Consider the following 24,483-nt stretch of genomic DNA (forward strand, 5'->3'; position numbering starts at 1 on the left):
GGGATCTTCAGTGAAAGCAGGATTTGTGAATGGCTGCGATCAAATGTGGGAGCGGGCTTGCTCGCGAAGGGGGCCGGACATTCTGCGCAAAAATCAGCCGCCTTGCGCTCTGCTAGAATCCGCCCCATCAACTGCCAGAGACTCTCCCATGAGCGAGCCGATTCGTCTGACCCAATACAGCCACGGTGCCGGTTGTGGCTGCAAGATTTCCCCGCAGGTGCTGGAAGTGATTCTGGCCGGTAGCGGTGCGCAAAACCTCGATCCGAAACTGTGGGTCGGCAATGCCTCGCGTGATGACGCGGCGGTATACGAAATCGATGCCGAGCGCGGTGTGGTGTCGACCACGGACTTCTTCATGCCGATTGTCGACGATCCGTACGACTTCGGCCGGATTGCCGCGACCAACGCAATCAGCGACATCTATGCGATGGGCGGTGATCCGTTGATGGCGATTGCGATCCTCGGCTGGCCGGTCAATGTGCTGGCGCCGGAAGTGGCGCGGGAAGTGATTCGCGGCGGACGTGCGGTGTGTGACGCTGCCGGCATTCCGCTGGCCGGTGGACACTCGATCGATGCGCCGGAGCCAATCTTCGGTCTGGCCGTGACCGGACTGGTCGAAAAGCGCCACATGAAGCGTAACGACACCGCCACGGCCGGTTGCCTGCTGTACCTGACCAAGCCACTGGGTATCGGCATTCTCACCACCGCCGAGAAGAAGGGCAAATTGCGCCCCGACGATGTCGGCGTGGCCCGCGACTGGATGTGCACCCTGAACAAACCCGGCAGCCGCTTCGGCAAACTCACCGGTGTTACCGCGATGACCGACGTCACCGGTTTCGGCCTGCTCGGGCATCTGGTGGAAATGGCCGACGGCAGCCATCTGACCGCGCGTATCGGCTACAACCACGTGCCGCGTCTGGACAGCGTCGAGTATTACCTCGAACAGGGCTGCGTGCCCGGCGGTACCTTGCGCAACTTCGACAGCTATTCAAGCAAGCTTGGCCGTTTGCAGGAGCTGCACAAGCGTGTGCTGTGCGATCCGCAGACCAGCGGCGGCCTGCTGATCGCGGTCACCCCGGAAGGCAACGCCGAGTTCCTCGCGGTGGCCGCCGAACTGGGCCTGAACCTGGCGCCGATCGGCGAGCTGGTCGAGCGACAGACCCACGCAGTCGAGGTGATTTGATGTCACGCGACTGCATTGACTACCGCGATATTTTCCTCAACGAACGGCCGCTGATGGATGCCCGTGCGCCGGTCGAGTTTGCCCACGGCGCATTTCCCGGCGTGGTCAACTTGCCGCTGATGAACGACCGCGAGCGTGAGCAGGTAGGGACCTGCTACAAGCAGCATGGGCAACAAGCTGCCATCGCTCTGGGTGAGCGGCTGGTGTCTGCCGAGGTCAGGGAACAGCGCATTCAAGGCTGGGTCGAGTTTGCTCGTGCCCATCCTGACGGCTACCTGTATTGCTTTCGTGGCGGCCTGCGCTCGCAGATCGTTCAGCAGTGGATCAAGGAAGAGGGCGGGATTGATTACCCGCGAGTCGGCGGTGGCTACAAAGCCATGCGTACGTTCCTGCTGGAAACCGTTGATCAGGCTGTGGCCGAGTGCGACCTGGTCTTGCTGGGTGGCATGACCGGTACCGGCAAGACCGAAGTGCTGGTGCAGTTGAGCAATGGCCTGGATCTGGAGGGGCACGCCAATCATCGGGGATCGAGTTTCGGCAAACGTGCGACCGGCCAACCGGGCAACATCGATTTTGAGAACCGTCTCGCCGTTGATGTGCTGAAAAAACGCGCCGGCGGCATCCAACAGTTTGTGCTGGAAGACGAGAGTCGGGTGGTCGGCAGTTGCGCCTTGCCATTGCCACTGTACCGCGCAATGCAAGTGGCCCCGATGGTCTGGCTGGAAGACAGCCTGGAGCGTCGAGTCGAGCGGATCCTGCAGGATTATGTGATCGACCTGCACGCCGAGTTCGTCACCGTGCATGGCGAGCAGGGCTATGCGCTGTATGCCGAACGCTTGATTGCGAGTTTGAACAATATTCAACGCCGGCTGGGTGGCGAACGCCATCAGCGGATGTTCCTGCAGATGGAAGAGGCCCTGGCCGAGCAGGCGCGTAGCGGTTCGGTCGAGATGTTCCGTGACTGGATCAGTGTGTTGCTGCGCGAGTATTACGACCCGATGTATGCGTTCCAGCGCGAGAAGAAGGGTGGGCGGATCGAGTTTGCCGGGGAGCGCGAGGCGGTGCTTGAGTACCTGCGCGAGCGGCTGAATCAGCGGGTTTGAGGGTGATCTTGCGGGCCTATTCGCGAGCAAGCCCGCTCCCACATTGGATCTTCACTCGGCTGACATTGTGTGCCTGACGCAGATCCCCTGTGGGAGCGGGCTTGCTCCCGAAAGGGCCGGCACAGGCACCGCAGACATCAAGTCGGGCAAGTCACCTTGCCGTTATCCAGCCCCTGCTTGTAGCAGTAGCTCTGCAAACTCCCACATCGGATCTTCACGGGGCTGACATTGTGTGCCTGACGCAGATCCCCTGTGGGCGGGGCTTGCTCGCGAAAGGGCCGGCACAGGCACCGCAGACATCAAGTCGGGCAAGTCACTTTGCCGTTATCCAGCCCCTGCTTGTAGCTGTGGCTCTGCAAACTGGCCTTGCCGTTGTGCCAGGTCAGGGTCAGTACGTACAGCGAATCGAAGTCGCCGGCCGCCCAGTCTTCGGTGATGGATTGCTTCTCGCCAACCGCGTTGCCCGCGACCTTGTTGATCAGCTCCGGCAGATAACCGTGGGACCACGCGGTGTAGATCGTTGAGTTGTGGTATTTGTCTTCGGTCAGTTCACGCGCCAGGTCGCTGGTGTCGTTGGCGGAGTACTCGATGTTCACCGGCAGGCCGAGCTTGATCGCGGCGGGGCTGATGGTCATCAGCGGGCGGATGTAGCTGTAGGAATTGTCCAGCTCACCTTCCTCGACATTGCGCGTCGGGTTGGCGGCGAACACGTAATCGGCCTTGCCGAATTTTTCCGGCAGCAGGGTCGAGAGTTCGATCGCGCGGTTCAGCCCTTGGCAGTTGAGCTGGCCGAGCCCACCGGCAGGTTTTTCCGCGTGGCGCAGAAAGATCAGGGTCTGGGTGCCGTCCACCGGTTGTGCGCGAATCTGGCTCGATTCCAGCGACAACGTCAGCGCACTCACCGCCAGCAGGGAGGGCAAGGCCACATAGGCGCGATGTTTGAAGCGTTTGGCGAATCTCATGAGGTTCGTCATTGAATAAAAGGTTCTTCAGCAAATTTGGTTAAGGCTGACAAACCCTTGCGCCTCGGGCTCCCAGCACCGGGCGTTCTCCATGTCGTGTGTCGCGCTTCCTTTGCGAAAGGCATAGCTCAGAGTCCCCTGAGGCCGATTTGGTTCGACTCGCGCCGGTGCGCCGCACTCTAACGGCAACGATGAGCGACTGGTGGCAGAGGTTAACCACAGGATGTTGCGGATTTAAGTACGGGACGTTTCCGGCCAGCAAAGAACCCGAGCTGGAGCGGCCGGTCATGGATTATGCTCAGGCCTTTAATTTGTGACTGGATGCTTCCCATGACCGATCTGTCCGCGTTCCCGATCACCCACAAATGGCCGGCGCAGTACCCTGACTGGATTCAGCTCTATTCCCTGCCGACCCCCAACGGCGTCAAGGTCTCGATCATGCTCGAAGAGATCGGCCTGCCGTACGAGCCGCACCGCGTGGGCTTCGACACGCAGGACCAGATGTCCCCCGAGTTCCTGTCGCTGAACCCCAACAACAAGATTCCGGCGATCCTCGACCCCCACGGCCCCGAGGACCAACCGCTGCCGCTGTTCGAGTCCGGCGCAATCCTGATCTACCTCGCCGACAAGAGCGGCCAGTTGCTGGCGCAGGAAGGTGCGCTGCGTTACGAAACCATTCAGTGGCTGATGTGGCAGATGGGCGGTATCGGCCCGATGTTCGGTCAGCTCGGTTTCTTCAACAAATTCGCCGGCAAGGACTACGAGGACAAGCGTCCGCGTGACCGCTACGTCGAGGAGAGCAAACGCCTGCTCAACGTGCTCGACAAACGCCTGGAAGGTCGCGACTGGATCATGGGCGAGCGCTACACCATCGCCGACATCGCCACGTTCCCGTGGGTGCGCAACCTGATCGGGTTCTACGAGGCCGGGGATCTGGTCGGGATCAATGATTTCCCCAACGTCACCCGGGTGCTGGAGCGCTTTGTGGCGCGCCCGGCGGTCATTCGAGGCCTGACCATTCCTTCCTGATTTGCGCATGACCCCCTTGTAGGAATGAGCCTGCTCGCGATGGCGTCGTGTCAGCCAACATGGATGTCGACTGATACACCGTCATCGCGAGCAGGCTCACTCCTACAGGAAAACGTGTGCTGGCTGAAAGATTATTGCGCTCCCGGTAATGCACTCTTGATTGATCCAGGTTTGTACCTGCGCCCACCGAAGGCATAAGCTTCGCCCCCTACGACTTTTGTCTCATCTGCCGTTTTCAGGAAGCACCATGTCCAGCCAGTTCCCCGAAGCACGTCCCCGCCGTCTGCGCCGCAATGCGAGCCTGCGCAGTCTGTTCCAGGAAACCGAGTTCAGCCTGAATGATCTGGTGCTGCCGATTTTCGTCGAAGAAGAAATCGACGACTTCGTGCCGATCAAGAGCATGCCGGGGGTGATGCGTATTCCCGAGCGCAAGCTGGCCAGCGAGATCGAGCGCTATGCCCGTGCCGGCATCAAGTCGGTGATGACCTTCGGCGTGTCCCATCACCTGGACGCCAACGGCAGCGACACCTGGCGCGAAAACGGCCTGGTCTCGCGCATGTCGCGCATTGCCAAGGACGCGGTACCGGAAATGATCGTGATGTCCGACACCTGCTTCTGCGAATACACCGATCACGGCCATTGCGGCGTGATGCACAACCATGAAGTCGACAACGACCAGACCCTGATCAACCTCGGCAAACAGGCAGTAGCCGCTGCCCGTGCCGGTGCTGATGTGATCGCGCCATCGGCGGCGATGGACGGCCAGGTGCGGGCGATTCGCCGGGCGCTGGATGACGCAGGTTTCACGCAGATTCCGATCATGGCCTATTCGACCAAGTTCGCCTCGGCGCTGTATGGCCCGTTCCGCGAAGCCGGCGGCAGCGCGCTCAAGGGCGACCGCAAAAGCTATCAGATGAACCCGATGAACCGCCGCGAAGCCTTGCGTGAATCGCTGCTGGATGAGCAGGAAGGTGCCGACGCGCTGATGGTCAAACCGGCCGGTGCGTACCTCGACATCATCCGCGACATTCGTGAAGCCTCGAACCTGCCGCTGTCGGCGTACCAGGTCAGCGGTGAGTACGCGATGATCAAGTTCGGCGCGCAGGCCGGTGCGATCGACGAGGATCGTGTGGTGCGTGAAAGCCTGGGCGCGATCAAGCGTGCGGGTGCGGACCTGATCTTCACCTACTTTGCGATGGACCTGGCATTGGCCGGGATCTGAACCCCAGCGCATAGCCCCTGTAGGAGTGAGCCTGCTCGCGATAGCGGTGTATCAGTCACAGCATTTTTGACTGACACACCGCTATCGCGAGCAGGCTCACTCCTACAGTTTTTTGTGCTGTGTCAGGGGCAGTTGAAGTAGGGTCGGATCCCGTGATCGCGGAAATACCGTTCGATCACCTTCGGATCAGCACTGTTATCGGCAATTGCCACATAAGTATCCGGGCGCAACAAATAAAACCCGTTACGCCCCACCCCCGCCGTTTCAAACGCCGGTCGCCAGTCGAACACGTGCAGCGGCAGATGGTGTTCATTGCACCAGGCGATCATCTCGTCGCTGGTGTCGCCGTACACATGCACCTGCCAGCAGGGCTGCCGCAGCGGCTCGTAATTATCGCCCTCACCATCATGCGCCCACGGCAAGCGGTCGCCGCCGTGCACGTGGCCGGCGCTGCCCTGGCTCAGCGGCATGCCGCGATAGTTGAGGGTGACTTGCGAGACGGTGCGAAACAGGAACTCGCGGCTGGCCTCGAACGTGGCCATTTTCGGGATCAGAAACGGTGCCAGGCGCGTGCGCAGCAGGTCGGCGATGCGCCCCTCGGCGGTGACGAAGGTGAACACCTTGTCGGTGGTCGAGACCAGTCGGCGGGCGAAGGCGATGCGTTCGGTTTCGTAGCTGTCGAGCAGTTGCGCCGTGGCGCTGCCGTCGAGCACGGCGGCGAGTTTCCACGCCAGGTTGATCGCATCGCCGATGCCGGTGTTCATGCCCTGGCCACCGGCGGGGCTGTGCACGTGCGCGGCATCGCCGAGCAGAAACGCCCGGCCACTGCGAAAGTGCTCGGCCACGCGGTGATGCACGCGGTAGGTGGAGAACCAGTTGACCTCGTCGATGTGCACTTTCAGGTGTTCGATGGCGCGGCTGCTGACGTCGGCAAACTGCAGGGTTTCGGCGTGATCGGCGCGTTCGTCGCGCACCGTGCCGATCAGCCGTGCCCGGCCTTCGCCGGCTAGCGGGAATACCGCGAGAAAATCCGCTTCGTCCAGATCCAGGTGCAGTTCACCATTGAGCGCCGGGCCGCTGGCCTGGACATCCGCGACGTAGAAAATCTGCTGATAGGTGCCGCCGGGAAAACCGGTGTCGAGGGTTTTGCGCACCACCGAGCGCGCGCCGTCGCAGCCAGCCAGAAAGCACGCTTGGCAGACTTCCTGTTGCCCGTCCGGTAAACGCAGATGCGCCGTGAGGCCGTCAGCGGTTTCTTCGAAGCTCTCAAGTTCGGTGTTGCGCTCAACCACCACGCCATAGTCTTCGAGGCGTTCGAGCAGCAGCCGTTCGTGTTGGTCCTGAGGGAATATTTCGATGAACGAGTAGGGCGTCAGGCCTTCGCCGATGCGCGTGAGCGGCAACTGTGCGACCGGTTTGCCCTTGACCCAGAAATTCGCTGCGGCGACCTTGTGACCGTTGCGCACCACGGTGTCAGCCAGGTCCAGCTGCCGGTACAACTCCAGGGTCCGCGCCTGCACCGCCAGCGCCCGCGAGGTGGTGCCGGGGGCGGAGGTCTTGTCGAGGATGCGCACGCGCACGCCCAGTTTGCTCAGCCACAGAGCCAGCACCAGACCGGTCGGGCCGGCGCCGATGATCAGTACGTCGCTGCGGTTCATGGGCCTGTCCTCCGTTTGCTGTGCAGCAAGTATGGATCAGCAGGGCGGGGCGGCCAGTTTGTCAGCCAGACGGAAAAAGGCCCCGCAGCGGTGGAGCTGCGGGGCCTTTTTCATTTTTGGCTGAGATTCTGTGGCGAGGGAGCTTGCTCCCGCTGGACTGCCTGGCAATCCGCTTCTATCCAGGAAGCGGGGGCCGCTTCGCGACTCTGCGGGAGCAAGCTCCCTTGCTACAAAGATCCCGGTCTTCATGGGAACAGTGTTTCGTTGCTGCAGTCCTAGCCTGCGCCACACCTTTGATCGTATGGTGAACCCGGCTCACCGCATGCCAAGGAGCGCTATGCACACCCCTCGATTACTGATCACCCTCGCCGCGCTGCTGGTGCTCGCCGGTTGCGCCGGCCAGCGCAATCAAGAGCCAGCGCCGCGCACACCCGCCGAAGTGAAGGCCGAGATCGTGCGGCTGATGCCGGCAAAAGTGCCTGACCGTCAGGGCTGGGCCACTGATATCTACGCCGCGTTCGCCGCGCAGGACATCAGTCCGACCACGCAAAACCTGTGTTCGGTGCTGGCCGTGGCCGAGCAGGAATCGACGTTTCAGGTCGACCCGACGGTGCCGGGCCTGGGCAAGATCGCCCGCGACGAAATCGACCGCCGCGCCGGCAAGGCGCACATCCCCGGAATGCTGGTCAGCGCCGCCCTGGCCGTGCGTTCGCCCACCGGCAAAACCTACAGCGAACGCCTGAGCGCTGCGCGCAGCGAGAAAGAGTTGAGTGCGATCTTCGACGATTTCATTGGCATGGTGCCGATGGGGCGCACCTTGTTCGGTGGCTTCAACCCGGTGCACACCGCCGGCCCAATGCAGGTCAGCATCGAATTTGCCGAGCAGCATGCCAAGGCTTACCCGTATCCGCTCAACGGTACGATCCGCCACGAAGTGTTCACCCGTCGTGGCGGCATGTACTTCGGCATTGCCCATTTGCTCGGCTATCCGGTGAGTTACCGCGAACCGCTGTACCGTTTTGCCGACTTCAATGCCGGTTGGTACGCCAGCCGCAATGCGGCGTTTCAGAACGCGGTCAGCCGTGCCTCGGGAATCCCGTTGGCGCTGGATGGCGACTTGATTCGCTACGACTCGATCATGCCCGGCAGCACCGAGCTGGCGGTGCGCACCCTCGGCAAGTCGCTGGGCATGCGCAACCCGACCATCCGCGATCAACTGGAACAGGGCAAGACCCTGGAATTCGAAGAAACCAGACTTTATCGACGGGTGTTCGAACTGGCCGAGCAGGCCGAAGGCAAGACCTTGCCGCGCGCGGTGTTGCCGGGGATCGTGCTGCAGAGCCCGAAAATCACCTGCAAACTGACCACCGCGTGGTTTGCCAAACGGGTGGATGAGCGCTACAAGCGCTGCATGGCCAAGGGTTGAGCCTGCCGTTGGCGGCGAAGCAGCTACAGTTGACCCTGAAGACCGCGCACACAAGTGAAAGGGGGGCGTCATGTATCAACTTTACGGGCACAGAAACTCGGGCGCAGCGGCCATCGAAGCGGCGCTGGAGTTGTGCCAGATCGCGTACCGCTTCATTGATATCGAAGCGTCGAGCGAAGCCGCCGAGGCGCTGGCACGCCTCAATCCACTGAAACAGGTGCCGACCCTGCAATTGCCCGACGGTAGTGCAATCACCGAAAGCGTGGCGATTCTGATTCATCTGGGTCTGAGCTTTCCCAAGTCTGGCCTGTTGCCGACCACGGCGGCTGATCGCGATCAGGCGATTCGCGGCATGGTCTACATCGCCAGCAATTGTTACGCGGCCATTGGCGTCATCGATTACCCCGAGCGCTGGCTGGTGATGCCCGACGAAGCCTCGCGGCAAAACCTGGTGGCCGGCGCCCGCGAGCACTTGCACTGGGGTTGGGAAGTGTTTGCCGACCAGTTTTCCGCCGAACTGTACCTGGACGACGAAACGCCGGGAGCACTGGATGTGCTGGCAGCGGTGGTGACGCGCTGGGCGGGCAGCCGTGAGCACTTGCGCCAGACCCGTCCGGGGTTTTATGCGTGGTTGCAGCGCATCGACCGGCATCCGGTGCTGGCACCGGTGTTTGCCCGGCATTGGCCGTCCTGAACACCGCGCAGAACCAACTGTAGGAGTGAGCCTGCTCGCGATAGCGATGTATCAGTCAGAAATGTTGTGACTGACAGACCGCTATCGCGAGCAGGCTCACTCCTACAGGGGGGATTTTGCAGGTCACTCCCCGCGAATGTATTGCTCCAGCTGTTTGATCAGCTCCGCCTGTTCGGCAATCGCCTCTTTCACCAGGTCGCCGATCGACAGCAGGCCGATCAGCTTGCCGTTCTCCACCACCGGCAAGTGGCGCAGGCGTTTGTCGGACATGATGCCCAGGCAGGTGTCGACAGTCTGGTGGGTGTCCACGGTGATCACCGGCGAAACCATGATGTCGCGCACCGGCGTGCCTACCGACGAACGCCCGTGCAACACCAGTTTGCGCGCGTAGTCGCGTTCGCTGATGATGCCCAGCACTTCGTCGTTCTCCACCACCAGCAAGGCGCCGACGTTTTTCTCGGCCATCTTCATCAGTGCTTCGAGCACCATGTGACCGGGCTTTATCTGGTGCACTTCCTGATTTTTCTGATCTTTGAGCTTGAGCAGTTGGGCGACGGTCTTCATGGCAGTTACTCAGGTGTTGTCGTTGTTCTCCAAGCATCGTAGACCCTTGCGCGCAGGGCAAGGTGGCAAAGCGGCAGATAGCACGCAAAAAACGTCATTTGCCCAACTATTTCCCGATCACCCCAGCTCTGTGGTGGGTGAACTCTGTGGTGAGGGGATGGGGTTATCCCTTGAAGGGCAGCGTAGAATGCCCCTCTGATTCAATTCCAGAGGTTGCAGCGGTGGATTTACAGCAGGGCTTCGTCCTGACCCGGCATTGGCGCGATACCCCGGCCGGCACCGAAGTCGAGTTCTGGCTGGCGACCGACGCCGGGCCGCGCCGTGTGCGGTTGGCGCCGCAGACGTCGGTGGCGTTTATCCCCGCCGTACAGCGCGAGGCGGCCGAGCGTCTGCTGCACGACGAAAAAAACGTCGAACTGCGCCCGTTGGCCCTGCAGGATTTCGAGCATCGCCCGGTGCTCGGGCTGTATTGCCAGCAACACGGCCAGTTGATGCGTCTGGAAACCGCACTCAGCCGCGCCGGCGTCGACGTCTTCGAGGCCGACGTGCGCCCGCCGGAGCGCTACCTCATGGAGCGTTTCATCACCGCGCCGGTGCTGTTCGGCGGTACGCCTGATGCCGACGGCGTATTGCTCAACGCCCAGCTCAAACCGGATCCCAAGTACCGACCGCAACTACGGCTGGTCTCGCTGGACATCGAAACCACCGAAACCGGCGAGCTGTATTCCATCGCCCTCGAAGGCTGCGGCCAGCGTCAGGTGTACATGCTCGGCGCGCCCAACGGTGACGCGAGCATCGTCGACTTCGATCTGGAGTATTGCGATTCGCGCACCGTGATCCTGAAGAAACTCAACGAATGGTTCGCCCGCCACGACCCGGACGCGATCATCGGCTGGAACCTGGTGCAGTTTGACCTGCGTATTCTCCACGAACACGCGCGACGCCTCGGTGTACCGCTGAAAATCGGCCGTGGTGGAGACGAAATGCAGTGGCGCGAACACGGCAGCCGCACCCATTACTTTGCTTCGGCAGCGGGGCGGCTGATCATCGACGGCATCGAATCGTTGCGTTCGGCGACCTGGAGTTTCCCTTCGTTCAGCCTGGAAAACGTCGCTCAGACCCTGCTCGGCGAGGGCAAGTCGATCGACAACCCGTACCAGCGCATGGACGAAATCAACCGCATGTTCGCCGAGGACAAACCGGCGCTCGCCAAGTACAACCTCAAGGACTGTGAACTGGTCACGCGGATCTTCGCCAAGACCGAACTGCTGACGTTTTTGCTCGAACGCGCCAGCGTCACCGGCCTGCCGGCGGATCGCAGCGGCGGCTCGGTGGCGGCGTTCACCCATTTGTATATGCCGCTGATGCACCGTCAGGGCTTTGTTGCGCCGAATCTGGGGACCAATCCGCCACAGGCCAGCCCTGGCGGCTTTGTCATGGATTCGCAGCCGGGGTTGTACGAGTCGGTGTTGGTGCTCGACTACAAGAGTCTTTACCCGTCGATCATCCGCACCTTTCTGATCGACCCGGTGGGGCTGATCGAAGGTCTGCTGCATCCGGACGATGCCGATTCGGTGCCGGGGTTTCGCGGCGCGCGTTTCTCGCGCACCCGGCATTGCCTGCCATCGATTGTCGCGCGGGTCGCCGAAGGCCGCGAGACCGCCAAGCGCGAGCACAACGCGCCACTCTCGCAGGCGCTGAAGATCATCATGAACGCCTTCTACGGCGTGCTCGGCTCCAGCGGTTGCCGGTTTTTCGATACGCGCCTGGCGTCGTCGATCACCCTGCGCGGCCACGAGATCATGTTGCGCACGCGCCAGCTCATCGAAGCGCAGGGCCATGCGGTGATCTACGGCGACACCGACTCGACCTTTGTCTGGCTGCGCCGCCCGCATGGGCAGGAGGAAGCGGCGCAGATCGGGCGGGCGCTGGTCAAGCATGTCAACGACTGGTGGTACGAGCATGTGCGCGAGGAATACGGCCTGCAAAGCGCCCTCGAATTACAGTACGAAACCCACTACAAACGCTTTCTGATGCCGACCATTCGTGGTGCGGAAGAGGGCAGCAAGAAGCGTTACGCCGGGCTGGTGACCCGCGCCGACGGCAGCGAAGAAATGGTCTACAAGGGCCTGGAAACCGTGCGTACCGACTGGTCGCTGCTGGCGCGGCAGTTCCAGCAGGAGCTCTACGAGCGGATCTTCCAGCGCAAGCCGTATCAGGATTACGTGCGTGATTACGTGCGCAAGACCCTCGCCGGGGAATTCGATGAGCGCCTGGTGTACCGCAAGCGCCTGCGCCGTACCCTCGACGACTACGAACGCAACGTACCGCCGCATGTTCGTGCGGCGCGGCTGGCCGACGATTACAACGTGCAGCACGGTCGTCCGCGGCAGTACCAGAACGGTGGCTGGATCAGTTACGTCATCACCCTGGCCGGGCCGGAACCACTGGAAGTGCGCCGTGCCGCGATCGACTACGACCACTACATCAGCCGCCAGCTGCAACCGGTGGCGGATGCGATTCTGCCGTTCGTCGACGACGATTTCTCAACCCTGATCGGGGGGCAACTGGGCCTGTTTTGAGTCCAGCAGTTGCAGGGTCCATTCGTCGAGGATGCCGTGGAAGTAGCGCTCCAGTGCTTGAGTGAACGGGCAGTCGTCGGCGCTGAACTGCGCAAACAGGGTCATTGAGGAGTGGAATTTCAGGTCATCGGGATGGCCGAAAATCTCGGCAATCGAACGCTGGCGGATATTCAACACCAACTGCGTGCAGATGCGCAGCCGCGCGCCGAGCAGGTCGTGGGCCAGATAGGCCCGGGCCTCCGCGGCAGACTGAATGGCGAAGCGCCGGGACATCTCGCTGCCACCCAGCCCGGCGAACTGCGGGAACACAAACCACATCCAGTGGCTGCGCTTGCGCCCCTCGTCGAGCTCCCGCTGGACCCGTTCGAAGACCGGGTCCTGGGCCTGGATGAAACGCTGCAGGTTGAACGGGTCGTACTGATCAGTGCTTCTCATGGCGAAGCCCTCACCAGCGGCCAGCGACTCAGACCATCGCCAGCCGCTGCTTGCGTTGTGGCGCTTTGAATACCTGATCCAGCGCCGCCAGATCCCCGGCATCCAGTTGCAACTGCGCCGCTTGTGCATTGAGTTGCACGTGTTCCGGTCGCACAGCCTTGGGAATCGCAATGACACCATCCTGACGCAGAATCCACGCCAGCGAAACCTGCGCCGGGGTCACGTTGTGACGAGCGGCAATCGTGTTCAGCAGCGGTTCAGCCAGCATCGCACCGCCCTGACCGATCGGGCAGTACGCCATTAACGGCATGCGCTGCTGTTGGCACCACGGCAGCAGATCGAATTCGACGCCGCGCTCTTCCAGGTTGTACAGCACTTGATTGGTGGCGCAGGCCGGGGAGGCCAGCTCTTCGAGGTCGTCGACGTCGAAGTTCGACACGCCCCAACGGCCGATCTTGCCATCTTCGCGCAGGCGTTCGAAGGCTTCGACGGTTTCTTGCAGTGGATACTGGCCGCGCCAGTGCAGCAGATAGAGGTCGATGTAATCGGTGTCGAGCCGGCGCAGGCTGCGCTCGCACGCTTGCGCAATGCCTTGGCGGCTGGCGTTGTGCGGATAGACCTTGCTCACCAGAAACACCTGGTCGCGCAGGCCGGCGATGGCTTCGCCGACCACGGTTTCGGCACCGCCCTCGGCGTACATTTCCGCCGTGTCGATCAGAGTCATGCCCAGTTCGATGCCTTGGCGCAACGCGGCCACTTCACGCTGATGCGCCGAGCGATCTTCGCCCATGCGCCAAGTGCCCTGGCCAATCACCGGAACCTGCACGTCTGCCAGTTCGAGGGTACGCATTCAAACCTCCTGTGCTGATGGTCGATACCTTAGTGGGCAGCAGGATAGCGCAGGGGTTCCAATGGCCTCCAGAAAGGAAGTGGATCGGGGTTGTGGCGAGGGGATTTATCCCCGATGGGCGCGCAGCGCCCCCAAGAAGCAGGGTTGCAGCGCAGCCCATCGGGTCGGTGCGACGTTTCGCTAAATCCCTACACCACCGGTCGGTGTTATTTCGCGGAAAACTTCAACACCACGCTATGGCTGTAAGTCTGCCCCGGATCCAGTCGCGTGCTCGGGAAACTCGGCTGATTCGGCGCATCCGGATAGTGCTGCGTCTCCAGGGTAAACGCGCCCCAGTGCGGATAGACCTTGCCACTCTTGCCCTTGACCGTGCCATCGAGGAAGTTGCTGGTGTAGAACTGCACGCCCGGCTCGCTGGTGAACAACTGCAAATGCCGCCCGGACTGCGGATCACTGACCTCGGCGGCGACTTTGTTCACGTCACCGTTGCTATCCAGCACCCAGTTGAAATCGAAGCCGCCCTGTTTCGGTTCGGCAAATTTCAGTTGCGGGTGATCAGCCTTGATGTGCGCGCCGATGGCGGTGGGCCTGGTGAAATCCATCGGCGTGCCGGCCACGGGGGCCAGTTCGCCGGTCGGGATCAGTTTGCCGGTCACCGGCGTGTAGCGGCTGGCGTGCAGGGTGGTGATCTGTTTCAGCACATCGCCATTGCCGGCGCCGGCGAGGTTGAAGTAGCTGTGGTTGGTCAGGTTCAGCACCGTTGGTTTATCGGTGCTGGCCTGGTAGTCGATGCGCAGCTCGTTGCTGTCAGTCAGGCGATAGGTCACTTGCGTGGTGAGGTTGCCGGGGAAGCCCATCTCGCCGTCCGCCGATAGATAGGTCAGGGTCACACCGACCGAGTCCTTGTCTTTGACCGGCTCGGCTTTCCAGACCTTTTTGTCAAAACCCAGCGTGCCGCCGTGCAAGGCGTTGGACTTGTCGTTCTGCGGTACCTGATAGCGCTTGCCGTCGAGTTCGAACGCGCCGTCGGCCAGGCGATTGCCGAAACGGCCGATGGTCGCACCGAAATACGCCGTGCCCTTTTGGTAGCCCTGAACATCATCGAAACCCAGCACCACATCGGCGGACTTGCCGTGTTTGTCCGGCACCAGCAGCGATTGCAGGGTCGCGCCGTAGGTGATGACGGTTGCCTGCATGCCGTGGCTGTTGCGCAGGACGTATTGCTCGACGGGCGTGCCGTCATTGGTTTTGCCGAAGGCTTTGTGTTCAGCGGTCAGGCCGCTGGCGTGGGCGCTGGCAGTGGCGATCATCAGGGACAGTCCTAGGCCGCAAAGCAGGTGACGGGAATGATGCATGGTTGACCTTCCTTTTTGTTGTTGTTTTCGCACGCGACGTTCCATCGGTAAAACAGAGAGGATGATGTCGCAAGTAGTCATACTAAATGTTCGTCAAGTAAAAATTTATAGCTGATTAGTCGTTTATTTCAAATATAAAGACTGACTAATTTGCTTGTCGTTCGTTCGCCAAAAATCAACGGGGCACCCCCGCCACTGCACTTTTTCGCAATTGCCGGCTCTATCCATGGCCAGGATGCGGCGACGCCCGCCGCGCAGGAATGTGCCCGTTCGAGAATTCATGCCGAGAGTTTGTGCCCTGATCGCTGCTGTTGTTCGCCGCCCGTGCCTGTTGCTGGCGTGTCTGTCGTCGTTGATGTTCAGCGGTTGCAGCCACCAGGACGGCAACGGTTTCTTCGCCCAGATGCGTGAAGGTCAGCCGCAAGAATTCTTGCAGACCAGTGTCGACCGCATGGCCACGCTGGCGATGCGCGACAACCTCAACAGTCTTTACCGGTTGATGGGCAAGCTGTATTTGCGCAACCCGGAAGAACTGCGCAAGTCGGGTTTCCTCGACATCAACACGGCGGTGAAACAGGTGCGTATGGCAGTCGAGCAGCAGCAACCGTTGCCGGTGCTGGGCGGGCGCAAGGATCTGGCGGCGCTCAGTTACGCGATGAGTCCGGAGTTTCTCGGTGACCGGGTCGGCGCGTTCATCTATGCCATCGGCAGCATGCTGGTCACCGCCCATGGCAATCGCATCGAGTTCTACATGACCGATGCGATCAACCCGACCTTCGTCCACAACGCCGCGCGCAACATCGAGAAAGCCACCTGGATTCTGGCCCAGCGCCAGAACAAGGAAGGCCAGCCGCTGCTGTTCTCCAACGAGATCTCGGAGGAGGGCAGCAACCTCAGTTTTGCCACCGAGTTCGGCAAGATCGTCGCGCGGCTCGACTTGCTGACCCAGATGCTCGACGAGCGCTACCGGCGCATTGGCCTGAATTACGCGCAGAGTCTGCTGTTTCTGAATTTTTTGCCGGTGCAGTGAATCGAGTCGGGTAGAGTGGCGGTCGGATGGTTTGTATACAATCTTCCGTCATCTTGACTCCAAGGGAGCTGCACCTGTCATGACCGACTCCGCAAGCACCGAATTCACCCGCATCGATCACGCCGCCCGCAGCGAAAAACTGCCGTATGCGGCGTTGCTGGCGTTCGCCATGACCGGCTTCATCGCCATTCTCACCGAGACTCTGCCGGCCGGGCTGCTGCCGCAAATCGGCGCCGGGCTTGAGGTCAGTGAAGTGCTCGCCGGGCAACTGGTGACGCTGTATGCGCTGGGCTCGATTGTCGCGGGGATCCCGCTGACCGTGGCCACCCGAGGCTGGCCACGGCGGCGGGTGCTGCTGATGACGGTCGGCGGCTTCCTGCTGTTCAACACGGTGACCACGTTCTCCAGTCATTACGGCCTGACCCTGGCTTCGCGGTTCCTCGCCGGGATGGCGGCGGGGTTGTCGTGGGGGATCATGGCCGGTTATGCCCGGGGGATCGTGCCGGTGCATCAGCAGGGGCGAGCGCTGGCGATCGCCATGCTTGGCACCCCGGTGGCGCTGTCGCTGGGCACCCCGGCGGGCACCTGGCTGGGCAACCTGATCGGTTGGCGTGCGTCGTTCGGGATCATGTCGGCGCTGGCCCTGGTGCTGGCGGCGTGGATCGTCATTGCGGTGCCGGACCGTCCGGGCCAGGCCAGCGCCGAACGCCTGCCACTTCTGCAATCGCTGCGCCTGCCGGGCGTGCGGCCAGTGCTGTTCGTGGTGCTGACCTGGATGCTCGGGCACAACATTCTCTACACCTACATTGCGCCGTTCCTGATGCAGGCCGGACTGGCCGAGCGCGTCGATCTGGTGTTGCTGGCGTTCGGACTGTGTTCGCTGGTGGGGATCTGGATTATCGGCTTGCTGGTGGATCGCTGGCTGCGCTGGCTGACCCTGATCAGCCTCGCGGTGTTTGCCGTGACCGCACTGGTGCTGGCGCTGGTGTCACCGTCGCCGTGGCTGATCTACGTCTGCATGGCCGTGTGGGGCTTGTCGTTTGGCGGTTCGGCGACGTTGCTGCTGACGGCTGCGGCGGATTCGGCCGGGGAGCATGTGGACGTGGTGCAGGCGATGCTCACCACCTCCTGGAACGTGGCCATTGCCGGCGGTGGTTTGTTCGGTGGGTTGCTGCTGGACCGGGCAGGGGCGATGTCGTTTCCGTGGGCACTGCTGATCTTGTCGCTGATCGCACTGGCGACGGTGTGGATCAACCGTCATTACAGCTTCAAGCCGGGCCGGCGTGCACACTGATCTACCTGACACCACACAACCCCTGTGGGAGCGGGCTTGCTCGCGAAAGCGGCTTGTCAGTCAACTCGTGCATCGACTGATACGCCCCCTTCGCGAGCAAGCCCGCTCTCACAGGGGATAGATGGTGTAGCTGGAAGGCATAACGATAGACCGCATCGATATATGTGGTTATATGAAAAATCGCTATGCTGCGGGCCAGATTTTTCCTGTCGTTTTTCTGGACGTCTTAATGGAATTGGCAAATTTCGGCCTGGTCATTGCCGGGCTGGTGGTGGGTTTTATTGTCGGCATGACCGGTGTCGGCGGCGGTTCGTTGATGACGCCGATCCTGCTGTGGTTCGGCATCAACCCGGCAACCGCAGTGGGCACTGACCTGTTGTACGCGGCCATTACCAAATCCAGTGGCGTGCTGGTTCACAAAAAGAACAACAACATCGACTGGGCCATCACCGGCTGGCTGACCTTGGGCAGTGTGCCGGCGGTTGCCATGACCTTGTGGTTCCTCAGCACTCTGCACACCGCGCCCGAGGCGATGAACGCGATCATCAAGCAAGCCCTGGGTTTCGTGCTGTTCGCCACTGCGCTGGCGATTCTGTTCAAGAAGCGCCTGCTGGAATTTGCCCACAAGCGCGCCGGTGGTAATTACAACCCGAGCGGCGTGCGCCTGAACGTGATGACCGTGATCACCGGTCTGATTCTCGGCACCATGGTTGCCCTGACCTCGATCGGTGCCGGCGCTCTGGGCACAGTCGCGTTGTTCATCCTTTATCCGCTGCTGCCGACCCGCCGCCTGGTCGGCACCGAAATCGCCCACGCCGTGCCGCTGACCCTGGTCGCCGGCCTCGGCCACGCGAGCATGGGCAACATGGATTGGGGCGTGCTGGGTTTCCTGCTGGTGGGTTCGCTGCCGGGCATCTGGCTCGGCAGCCACCTCACCGGGCGCATTTCCGATGAGTTGCTGCGCCCGTGTCTGGCGACCATGTTGCTGTTGATCGGCTACAAACTGGCGTTCTGATCGATAGCCATGAGCGAAACCATCCTGCATTGCAACGAGCGTCTGGCCATCACCGTCGAACCCCGGGAAATGCGCATGAGCCATTGGCTGTATGCGCCGCGGGTGGTCGATCGCCAAAGTGGGCGGGTGTTGCTGGATCTGAGTGACAGCCTGTGGGACCTGCTGTCCACGGCCGACGAAACGGCCACTGGCATTGATCTGCTGCTGCGCAAGTATCCGAGGGATCGCCCTGCGGTAACGCTGAGTGTCAGCCTGGAGGACGGGCAGCTCAGAATTGCCGGGCGCCTTGTCGATGCTTCAATGCTGGAGTCCGCGCTGGGCTGAATCCGCCCTCACAGGATCAACGCTGGATGACAAACTTCATCACCGTCACCGGTAGATCGTCGTATAGCAGATCCTCGATTACCTCCCAACCCAGTCGCGCATACAGCGCTTGCGAAGCATCGGTATACAGATACAACTCGCGCACACCCAGCGTTGCCGCTTCTTCAACCACCCGTTTGACCAGTTGCGATGCGACTCCGCGCCCGCGCTCCTGCGCGATTACATACACTCCGGCCAGCCAGGGTGTGAGGTTCGGGCGCAGTTTCAGATCGTTTTCGAGCAGCAGTGCGCCACCAAGCAAACGCGAACCATCCAGCGCCACTACCACGCTGGGAATCGCGCCTTTGCCACAGGATGCGCGCATGTGCTCGATGCGGTTCTCGACCGTTTGCCCGGGGCGAAATTGGCCCCACTCCTTGAAGTGGAGTGCGGCCAGTTCTTCGATCAATGGCGGGTGATCACACAGGTAATCGATGTGCATGCGGGTGAACCCCATTTCGTCGGCAGAGCAGTCACCCTAAAGTGGTTATAAAAGGTAATCAAATCCCCATTGCGATCACACCGATGATGTTGCGCAATGACGGGGCTGACCTAAGCTTCTGACAAGGCGAAACATATTTGCCGGGCATGCCCGGAACAATCGCCACGATGCGCAATCATTAGAGCGTGGATATCAAAAGGAGATGCGCATGCTCATCAGGTCATTGACCCTGACACTCTTGCTGGCGATTGCCGGCCCCTTGTTCGCCGCAGAAAACGATTCGCCCATCGCCGGGGACATGGGCCGATCCAGACCGCTGATCGTCATCGCACAAAGCACCGTCGATCCGGTGTGGGTAGGCCTGAAAAAGTCGCTGGAAGATCCGGCGAACAAGAAAGGCGTCACCGATCGCAACATCAAGGTCTACACCATCCTTAATATGGCCGGTCAGCTCGACGGCAAGGACCTCGGCCAGCAGGACACCATGGCCCTGTTGCGCTCGCTGAAGCTGGGCGCCGGGGCGTACCCGAAAGTGTTCCTGTTGGGCAAGGACGGCGAGACCAAGCTGTCGGCCTCGGGCGATGAAGCGAAGTCCGTGGACCTGAAGAAAATCTTCGACACGGTGGATGCGTTGCCGGCGAGCGAAAAAGACATCGCACCGCCGACAGTAGCTGCTCCAGCGGCCACTGAACCGACGACCAAGAAAGGCGAGAAGGGCGCCAAGGCGAGCAAACCGGCGAAACCGAGCAAGCCACCGGAAATGCCGGATGATTGATTGAGACAGGCTCTGAATAAAAAATGGCGAACGTTTGAACGTTCGCCATTTTTTTGTCCGCTGGAATGACCACGATACTTTGAACATCAGGGCAGGAGCTGACGGATGACATTGACCAGAACCGGAGAAAAAGCCGCAAGCTGGCCATTCTTGGGAGTCAGCATGTCATCAAGGAGAATGCCCAGAAGCTCTTCATCTTCAAGGTCATCGGGTTGCATGCCTCCTGTAAAGATCAACTGATCAACCAGCTGTTTCCGTGCCCCTATGAGTCCGCGATTGCTTTCTTCGGTATGGCCGAGATTCAAAATTTCCAGAGCGGAATTTGCGCGTTCAGTTTTGCCGGTCACTCTACCGGACAGATAAAACTTCAATTCCGACTCGCATTCCTCCATCAATGGCGTCAGCTCTAGTGGGCGCGTGCCTCGATGATGTCCACATTGATTCTGGCGCTGGCAACTGGCAACGATGTTGGTGAACTCCAATGTGCGATTGGGGGCTTTATCCTGGGCCTCAACGTGCTCGTTATGTGAGTTGTCGCCTGCAATGGTTTGGCAGCAATAGGCGCAAAGGCTGAACTGTTCCGTTATACAGGCCGTGCGCACGCTCACGCGTTCTTCGCTGGGCAGGTCCCGGTAACGTAATGTTGTGTTGGCGCGTTTCCATCTGATGAGTTGTTCCGGCTCGGCGCCCTTGGTGATCTTACGCACGGCGCAGCTCCAGCTTGCGCAGCAACAGCGCTGCTTTCGCCAGTTCGATATGACCGTCTGGAAGTTCTTCTGCCAATTCGGCGAATAGCTTCTGTGCGGTTTCCAGATCACCGTCCTGCAAGCGTTCGAGCAGTGCGTTCAAGCGTTTTTGTACTTCGCTGTTACGGATGTCGGTGTCCATGACTTCCAGCAACACCTGATTGGCATCCAGACCGTACAAGCCGTTGTGTTCGTGGATTTCGCCGTCATTGAGTACGTAAACCAGCACATCCTTGGCGTCGCTGATCACCAGCGGCGAGTGGGTGGTCAGGACGAACTGGCAGTTCGGGAAGGTTTCGCTCAACTGCCGAATGAGGCTGCGCTGCCATCTCGGGTGCAGGTGCAAATCGACCTCGTCGATCAGCACGATGCCGTCACCGTGCAGCGGGTTGTCCAGCGACTGGTTCATCATCGCCAGGCGACGCGCGATGTCGCCGACCAGCGCCATCATCGACTTCTCACCTTGGGAGAGTTGGGCGACGTTGAGGGTGACGCCGTCCTTGTCGATGGCCATGTGCAGACGCGGTTTGCGTTGCACACGCAGGTTGGTGAAACCGGGCATGAATGCGGCGATGGCCGAGCGCACGGCGGTCAGCTGGCGGTCGCGGGAGGAGGCTTTCAGATTGGCCAGGGTTTTCCACACGTCACTGTCGGTGCCAAATTTCTCGGAGATTTCGGCCAGTGCGGTGTCGGAAATGCCGGTCTCGTTTTCACTGTCTTCGCGCTCGCGAAACCATTCGAAGAAACGGCGGAAATCGACGCCTCGGTTGAGCGAGTTGTCGTAGCCGTCGAGTTGGTCGAAGGTGTGTTTGGTGCGGATTTTCAGCGGGATTTCGAGGACTGAGCGTTCGACCGGGTAGTAGGCGATAAGAGGCAGGGATGCTTTTTCGTTGGCTGTCAGTAGAGTGCGATAGTGATCAGCGAGCAAGGTTGCTTCTGCTAAGTCGCTATGAACAAATGATTTCCGTCCTTGTTTTCCCCTGGCTATGCTCCATACATAGTAAGGATCATCAGAACTCTGACCAACTGTATGTGTATGCGAGGCATCTGCTACCGCAATGGTAACTACGGAGCCTAATGCATCGTTCCGAATATCTTCTTCGCCTACATGGTTGCCGGTACCTTTCTCAGTACGAATCCTTGCGACCAGCCAGCTCAATGAAACGGCCAAGGATTTGAGAAGAGTGGTTTTTCCAGCGCCGTTATTTCCCACTAGAACCGTGACGTTTGATGCGTGTTTTTCGGTGGGGGCCAAGTCAATGCTCAATCTGGTAAATCGGCCAAAATCTACGAGTTTAAGTCTGGTAATTTCCATTACAACGCCCTTCGAGGGTCAGTCGGTTTAAAAGCTCTGGCGCGCATTATGTCATTCCTGCCCACAGATTGATCCGAAGCAGTGTAGATGCGGCGAATTGCGTTGGTAGTCAAAAGTCGTTGCAGTATGTGGCCGCCGAAATGTCTGACGCAAAGGCCCTTCAACCTTCGCTGATTTTTCCTGCAAGTCGCGGCGGCCATCGTGAACTAGTGGGCCTTGGAGAGGAGGGATAGTCTAATTCGGCCGCTGCAAAAACAGCGGCTGGACGTGGAAGTCCGGTAGCCGGTTACATCCATCAATGACTCAAAAGCACATGTTGACGTTCTTTATGTCAACATTGCCGCGTTTTGGCGGCTGTGCGCAGGAGCACTTTCGAGTGCGCCGGGTATTTGGTGGATTAGCCTGGTCTTCCACGCCTGCGTGCAGCTGCCACCCTCATGTGGAAGTGAGATAGGTAGTTTTCCTACAATTCACTACGGTACTTCGTGCATGAAAAAAACAACGCCAAAACCTTCTGAGTCTCCTGTGAACTCAGGTTCTTTCGACATCAAAAATCCCCGTTTACGCGACCCCGATCACCCCGATCCCATCAGCCACATCTTCACCATCCTCCCCGATATCGATCCGCCCACGCTGTTAAGCCATGCCTGCGAAACCCTTGCTTCATTAAATGTCCTCACTACCGACATGGCCTGCGAATTGAGTGGTGCGCAGCGCAGTCTGGCGCTCTCGATTCAGCAATTGGCGGTAATCGGCGAGTTGCTGGTCAACCGCGCGCTGGACATTCTCGACCCGCCAACGGCGATTTGACACAGAACAGGGAGGTTCAAACATGACGCGATACATTCCAATTACCGGGATCGACTGCAAGATCCCCTGCCTGCTGATTGACCGCGATGCACCGGTGGACGTGCTGCATGGCACAGCAGCTTACCGGTTGCGTTGTGTCACACAACTGATGGAAACCTTGGCGCTGGGCGACGGCAAGGGCCACGACGCTTTGCTGCTGCAGGATTTCGCCCGGGTGATGGCGATTCCATTGCGCGACAGGTGTGACTTGATGGATGTCATCGGCTGGAAGTTGCAGGCGCAGCTTTAACGACGGCTGAATAGAAAAGATCGCAGCCTGCGGCAGCTCCTACAATGACCGATTGAAAACCCGATCCTGTACTTGTAGGAGCTGCCGAAGGCTGCGATCTTTTGATTTTCAGTCGGCTAAGGCACTGAGGATCGTGTGAGCAATCTTCACCCGCTCCGGAATCGGAAAATTCTTGTTCGCCAGAATCACCACGCCGACATCCTTCGACGGCACAAACGCCACGTAACTGCCAAAGCCACCCGTAGACCCGGTTTTGTTCAGCAGCACATTATCCACCTGCGGTTGCGGCGGGGTCAGCCACTGCACCTTGTGCGGCTGCATGGCCATTTCCGTGCTGTTGCCGGCCAGCAAGCGATCGAGGCTGATCGGGTAACGGTACATTTCCCAACCCAGACCCTGAGTCATGTCGCCGACGGTGTAGTAACCGGTGTGGGTGTTGGCGATGGCTTGTTGCAGCGGGGCTTCCAGGCTTGCCGGTTTCAGGTTGACCTGCACGTAGCGCAGCATGTCGGCGGCGCTGGTTTTCACTCCATAGGCCTCTGAATCCATCGCTCCCGGGCTGACGCGCACCGGTTGGTTGTTTTTGTCGTAGCCCTGCGCGTACAGGCTCATCTGCGCTTTCGGTACGTGCAGGTAAGTGTGTTGCAAACCGAGTTTCGGCAGCAGGGTTTCACTCATCGCCTGATCGAACGGCTGACCGAGGGTTTTCGCGACCAGATAACCGAACAGGCCCAGGCTCGGGTTGGAATACAGACGCTGGCTGCCGGCGGGGAAGCTGGGTTTCCACTGTTGGTAGTAGCCGAGCATCTTGTCCGCCGAATCCCACGGGTCAGGGAATTGCAGCGGCAGGCCGCCGGCGCTGTAGGTGCCCAGTTGCAGCACGCTGATGTTGTCGAAAGCGCTGCCTTTGAGGTCCGGCGAGAGCTGGCTGGCCTTGGTCGACAGGTCCAGTTTGCCGGTCGCCTGCGCATAGCCGGCCAGGGTCGCGGCGAAGGTTTTGCTCACCGAACCGATTTCGAACAGGGTGTTTTCGCTGACTTTCTGCCCGGTATCCCTGGCGGTCACGCCGTAGTTAAAGTAATGCGGCTGACCGTTAATCGTGACCGCCACGGCGAGGCCGGGAATGTTCTGTTGCTGCATCACCGGGGTCACGGCTTTTTGCACCAGGGCTTGCAGTTGTTTGTCGTCGGGCGTGGCGGCCAGGCACGCGGTGGCGCCGAAAACAAGGCCGAATGCGCTGCAGGAAATGACTTTGAAGGACATGAGTGAACCACTCTCCATGAGTGTTGATAGTGTTATCCCGCTACACTGCGGACGATTTCCCGTTGGGCGGCTGATCAG

At 60.3% G+C, this 24,483-nt stretch carries 24 protein-coding genes; 14 read left to right on the plus strand and 10 right to left on the minus strand.

The features are described from left to right. Positions 1–148: 148 nt before the first annotated feature. Complete coding sequence (gene selD, locus PseAD21_RS11625) at positions 149–1,183, plus strand: selenide, water dikinase SelD (RefSeq protein WP_102355793.1); 1,035 nt, start codon at positions 149–151, stop codon at positions 1,181–1,183. Beyond that, the gene (gene mnmH / locus PseAD21_RS11630) at positions 1,183–2,286 is read left to right on the plus strand and encodes a tRNA 2-selenouridine(34) synthase MnmH (RefSeq protein WP_102355794.1); all 1,104 of its coding nucleotides are present in this window, start codon (positions 1,183–1,185) and stop codon (positions 2,284–2,286) included. Before selD ends, mnmH begins: the two co-directional genes overlap by 1 nt. A 299-nt stretch (positions 2,287–2,585) precedes the next feature. Here the strand turns inward: mnmH and PseAD21_RS11635 are convergent, their stop codons facing one another. After that, complete coding sequence (locus tag PseAD21_RS11635) at positions 2,586–3,260, minus strand: histidine phosphatase family protein (RefSeq protein ID WP_102355795.1); 675 nt, start codon at positions 3,258–3,260, stop codon at positions 2,586–2,588. Positions 3,261–3,578: 318 nt separating this feature from the next. Here PseAD21_RS11635 and PseAD21_RS11640 point away from each other — a divergent pair, with 318 nt between their 5' ends. Together PseAD21_RS11640 and hemB are read left to right on the plus strand one after the other, a co-directional pair. Beyond that, positions 3,579–4,277: a glutathione binding-like protein gene (locus tag PseAD21_RS11640; RefSeq protein WP_102355796.1), complete on the plus strand. Its 699-nt coding sequence runs from the start codon at positions 3,579–3,581 to the stop codon at positions 4,275–4,277. Positions 4,278–4,524: 247 nt separating this feature from the next. Then, on the plus strand, positions 4,525–5,499 hold the full coding sequence (gene hemB, locus PseAD21_RS11645; RefSeq protein WP_003223551.1) for a porphobilinogen synthase: 975 nt from the start codon (positions 4,525–4,527) through the stop codon (positions 5,497–5,499). Between the two features lie 122 nt (positions 5,500–5,621). On the opposite strand, the gene PseAD21_RS11650 is transcribed toward hemB, so the two are convergent. Beyond that, positions 5,622–7,157 (minus strand): FAD-dependent oxidoreductase, encoded by a 1,536-nt coding sequence (locus PseAD21_RS11650; protein WP_102355797.1) that lies wholly within the window; start codon positions 7,155–7,157, stop codon positions 5,622–5,624. Positions 7,158–7,494: 337 nt separating this feature from the next. Here PseAD21_RS11650 and PseAD21_RS11655 point away from each other — a divergent pair, with 337 nt between their 5' ends. Together PseAD21_RS11655 and PseAD21_RS11660 are read left to right on the plus strand one after the other, a co-directional pair. Next, positions 7,495–8,583, plus strand: coding sequence for a DUF1615 domain-containing protein (locus PseAD21_RS11655; RefSeq protein WP_102355798.1), 1,089 nt, complete (start codon positions 7,495–7,497; stop codon positions 8,581–8,583). Positions 8,584–8,653: 70 nt separating this feature from the next. Beyond that, on the plus strand, positions 8,654–9,277 hold the full coding sequence (locus PseAD21_RS11660) for a glutathione S-transferase N-terminal domain-containing protein (protein WP_102355799.1): 624 nt from the start codon (positions 8,654–8,656) through the stop codon (positions 9,275–9,277). A 123-nt stretch (positions 9,278–9,400) separates the two neighbouring features. Here the strand turns inward: PseAD21_RS11660 and PseAD21_RS11665 are convergent, their stop codons facing one another. After that, positions 9,401–9,841 carry a CBS domain-containing protein gene (locus tag PseAD21_RS11665; protein WP_102355800.1) on the minus strand — a complete coding sequence of 147 codons (441 nt, stop codon included), beginning with the start codon at positions 9,839–9,841 and terminating at the stop codon, positions 9,401–9,403. Between the two features lie 221 nt (positions 9,842–10,062). On the opposite strand from PseAD21_RS11665, the gene PseAD21_RS11670 reads away from it, so the two are divergent. Beyond that, positions 10,063–12,423, plus strand: a complete 2,361-nt coding sequence (locus PseAD21_RS11670; RefSeq protein ID WP_102355801.1) for a DNA polymerase II — start codon at positions 10,063–10,065, stop codon at positions 12,421–12,423. On the opposite strand, the gene PseAD21_RS11675 is transcribed toward PseAD21_RS11670, so the two are convergent. The 3 genes from PseAD21_RS11675 to PseAD21_RS11685 form a co-directional block, all read right to left on the minus strand. After that, positions 12,388–12,858, minus strand: a complete 471-nt coding sequence (locus tag PseAD21_RS11675) for a DUF1810 domain-containing protein (RefSeq protein ID WP_102355802.1) — start codon at positions 12,856–12,858, stop codon at positions 12,388–12,390. The genes PseAD21_RS11670 and PseAD21_RS11675 overlap by 36 nt on opposite strands. A 28-nt stretch (positions 12,859–12,886) precedes the next feature. Further along, a complete protein-coding gene (locus PseAD21_RS11680; RefSeq protein WP_102355803.1) occupies positions 12,887–13,708 on the minus strand; it encodes an aldo/keto reductase in 822 nt (273 codons plus the stop codon). Between the two features lie 206 nt (positions 13,709–13,914). After that, positions 13,915–15,063, minus strand: coding sequence for an aldose epimerase family protein (locus tag PseAD21_RS11685; protein WP_102355804.1), 1,149 nt, complete (start codon positions 15,061–15,063; stop codon positions 13,915–13,917). Between the two features lie 280 nt (positions 15,064–15,343). On the opposite strand from PseAD21_RS11685, the gene PseAD21_RS11690 reads away from it, so the two are divergent. The 4 genes from PseAD21_RS11690 (at position 15,344) to PseAD21_RS11705 (ending at position 18,726) form a co-directional block, all read left to right on the plus strand. Next, positions 15,344–16,093 (plus strand): hypothetical protein, encoded by a 750-nt coding sequence (locus PseAD21_RS11690; protein WP_102355805.1) that lies wholly within the window; start codon positions 15,344–15,346, stop codon positions 16,091–16,093. A 79-nt stretch (positions 16,094–16,172) separates the two neighbouring features. Then, the gene (locus PseAD21_RS11695) at positions 16,173–17,387 is read left to right on the plus strand and encodes an MFS transporter (RefSeq protein WP_102355806.1); all 1,215 of its coding nucleotides are present in this window, start codon (positions 16,173–16,175) and stop codon (positions 17,385–17,387) included. A gap of 229 nt (positions 17,388–17,616) precedes the next feature. After that, positions 17,617–18,402: a sulfite exporter TauE/SafE family protein gene (locus tag PseAD21_RS11700; RefSeq protein WP_102355807.1), complete on the plus strand. Its 786-nt coding sequence runs from the start codon at positions 17,617–17,619 to the stop codon at positions 18,400–18,402. Between the two features lie 9 nt (positions 18,403–18,411). Further along, positions 18,412–18,726, plus strand: a complete 315-nt coding sequence (locus PseAD21_RS11705; protein ID WP_102355808.1) for a hypothetical protein — start codon at positions 18,412–18,414, stop codon at positions 18,724–18,726. A 16-nt stretch (positions 18,727–18,742) separates the two neighbouring features. On the opposite strand, the gene PseAD21_RS11710 is transcribed toward PseAD21_RS11705, so the two are convergent. Beyond that, positions 18,743–19,207, minus strand: coding sequence for a GNAT family N-acetyltransferase (locus tag PseAD21_RS11710; protein WP_102355839.1), 465 nt, complete (start codon positions 19,205–19,207; stop codon positions 18,743–18,745). A gap of 208 nt (positions 19,208–19,415) precedes the next feature. Between PseAD21_RS11710 and PseAD21_RS11715 the strand changes: the two genes are divergently transcribed. Then, on the plus strand, positions 19,416–19,982 hold the full coding sequence (locus PseAD21_RS11715; protein ID WP_102355809.1) for a DUF4174 domain-containing protein: 567 nt from the start codon (positions 19,416–19,418) through the stop codon (positions 19,980–19,982). 86 nt (positions 19,983–20,068) lie between these two features. On the opposite strand, the gene PseAD21_RS11720 is transcribed toward PseAD21_RS11715, so the two are convergent. Then, positions 20,069–20,689, minus strand: coding sequence for a retron system putative HNH endonuclease (locus PseAD21_RS11720; RefSeq protein WP_102355810.1), 621 nt, complete (start codon positions 20,687–20,689; stop codon positions 20,069–20,071). Further along, positions 20,682–22,043: an AAA family ATPase gene (locus tag PseAD21_RS11725; RefSeq protein WP_102355811.1), complete on the minus strand. Its 1,362-nt coding sequence runs from the start codon at positions 22,041–22,043 to the stop codon at positions 20,682–20,684. Before PseAD21_RS11725 ends, PseAD21_RS11720 begins: the two co-directional genes overlap by 8 nt. 489 nt (positions 22,044–22,532) lie before the next feature. Here PseAD21_RS11725 and PseAD21_RS11730 point away from each other — a divergent pair, with 489 nt between their 5' ends. Both PseAD21_RS11730 and PseAD21_RS11735 read left to right on the plus strand, forming a co-directional pair. Next, positions 22,533–22,853 carry a DUF6124 family protein gene (locus PseAD21_RS11730; protein WP_102355812.1) on the plus strand — a complete coding sequence of 107 codons (321 nt, stop codon included), beginning with the start codon at positions 22,533–22,535 and terminating at the stop codon, positions 22,851–22,853. Between the two features lie 22 nt (positions 22,854–22,875). Next, positions 22,876–23,142: a hypothetical protein gene (locus tag PseAD21_RS11735; protein WP_102355813.1), complete on the plus strand. Its 267-nt coding sequence runs from the start codon at positions 22,876–22,878 to the stop codon at positions 23,140–23,142. 108 nt (positions 23,143–23,250) lie between these two features. On the opposite strand, the gene ampC is transcribed toward PseAD21_RS11735, so the two are convergent. Beyond that, entirely contained in the window at positions 23,251–24,423 is a 1,173-nt protein-coding gene (gene ampC, locus PseAD21_RS11740) for a class C beta-lactamase (protein WP_371859055.1), read from the minus strand. Positions 24,424–24,483: the final 60 nt, after the last annotated feature.

It is taken from the genome of Pseudomonas sp. AD21, from assembly GCF_002878485.1.
In the GTDB taxonomy this organism is placed as follows: Bacteria; Pseudomonadota; Gammaproteobacteria; order Pseudomonadales; family Pseudomonadaceae; genus Aquipseudomonas.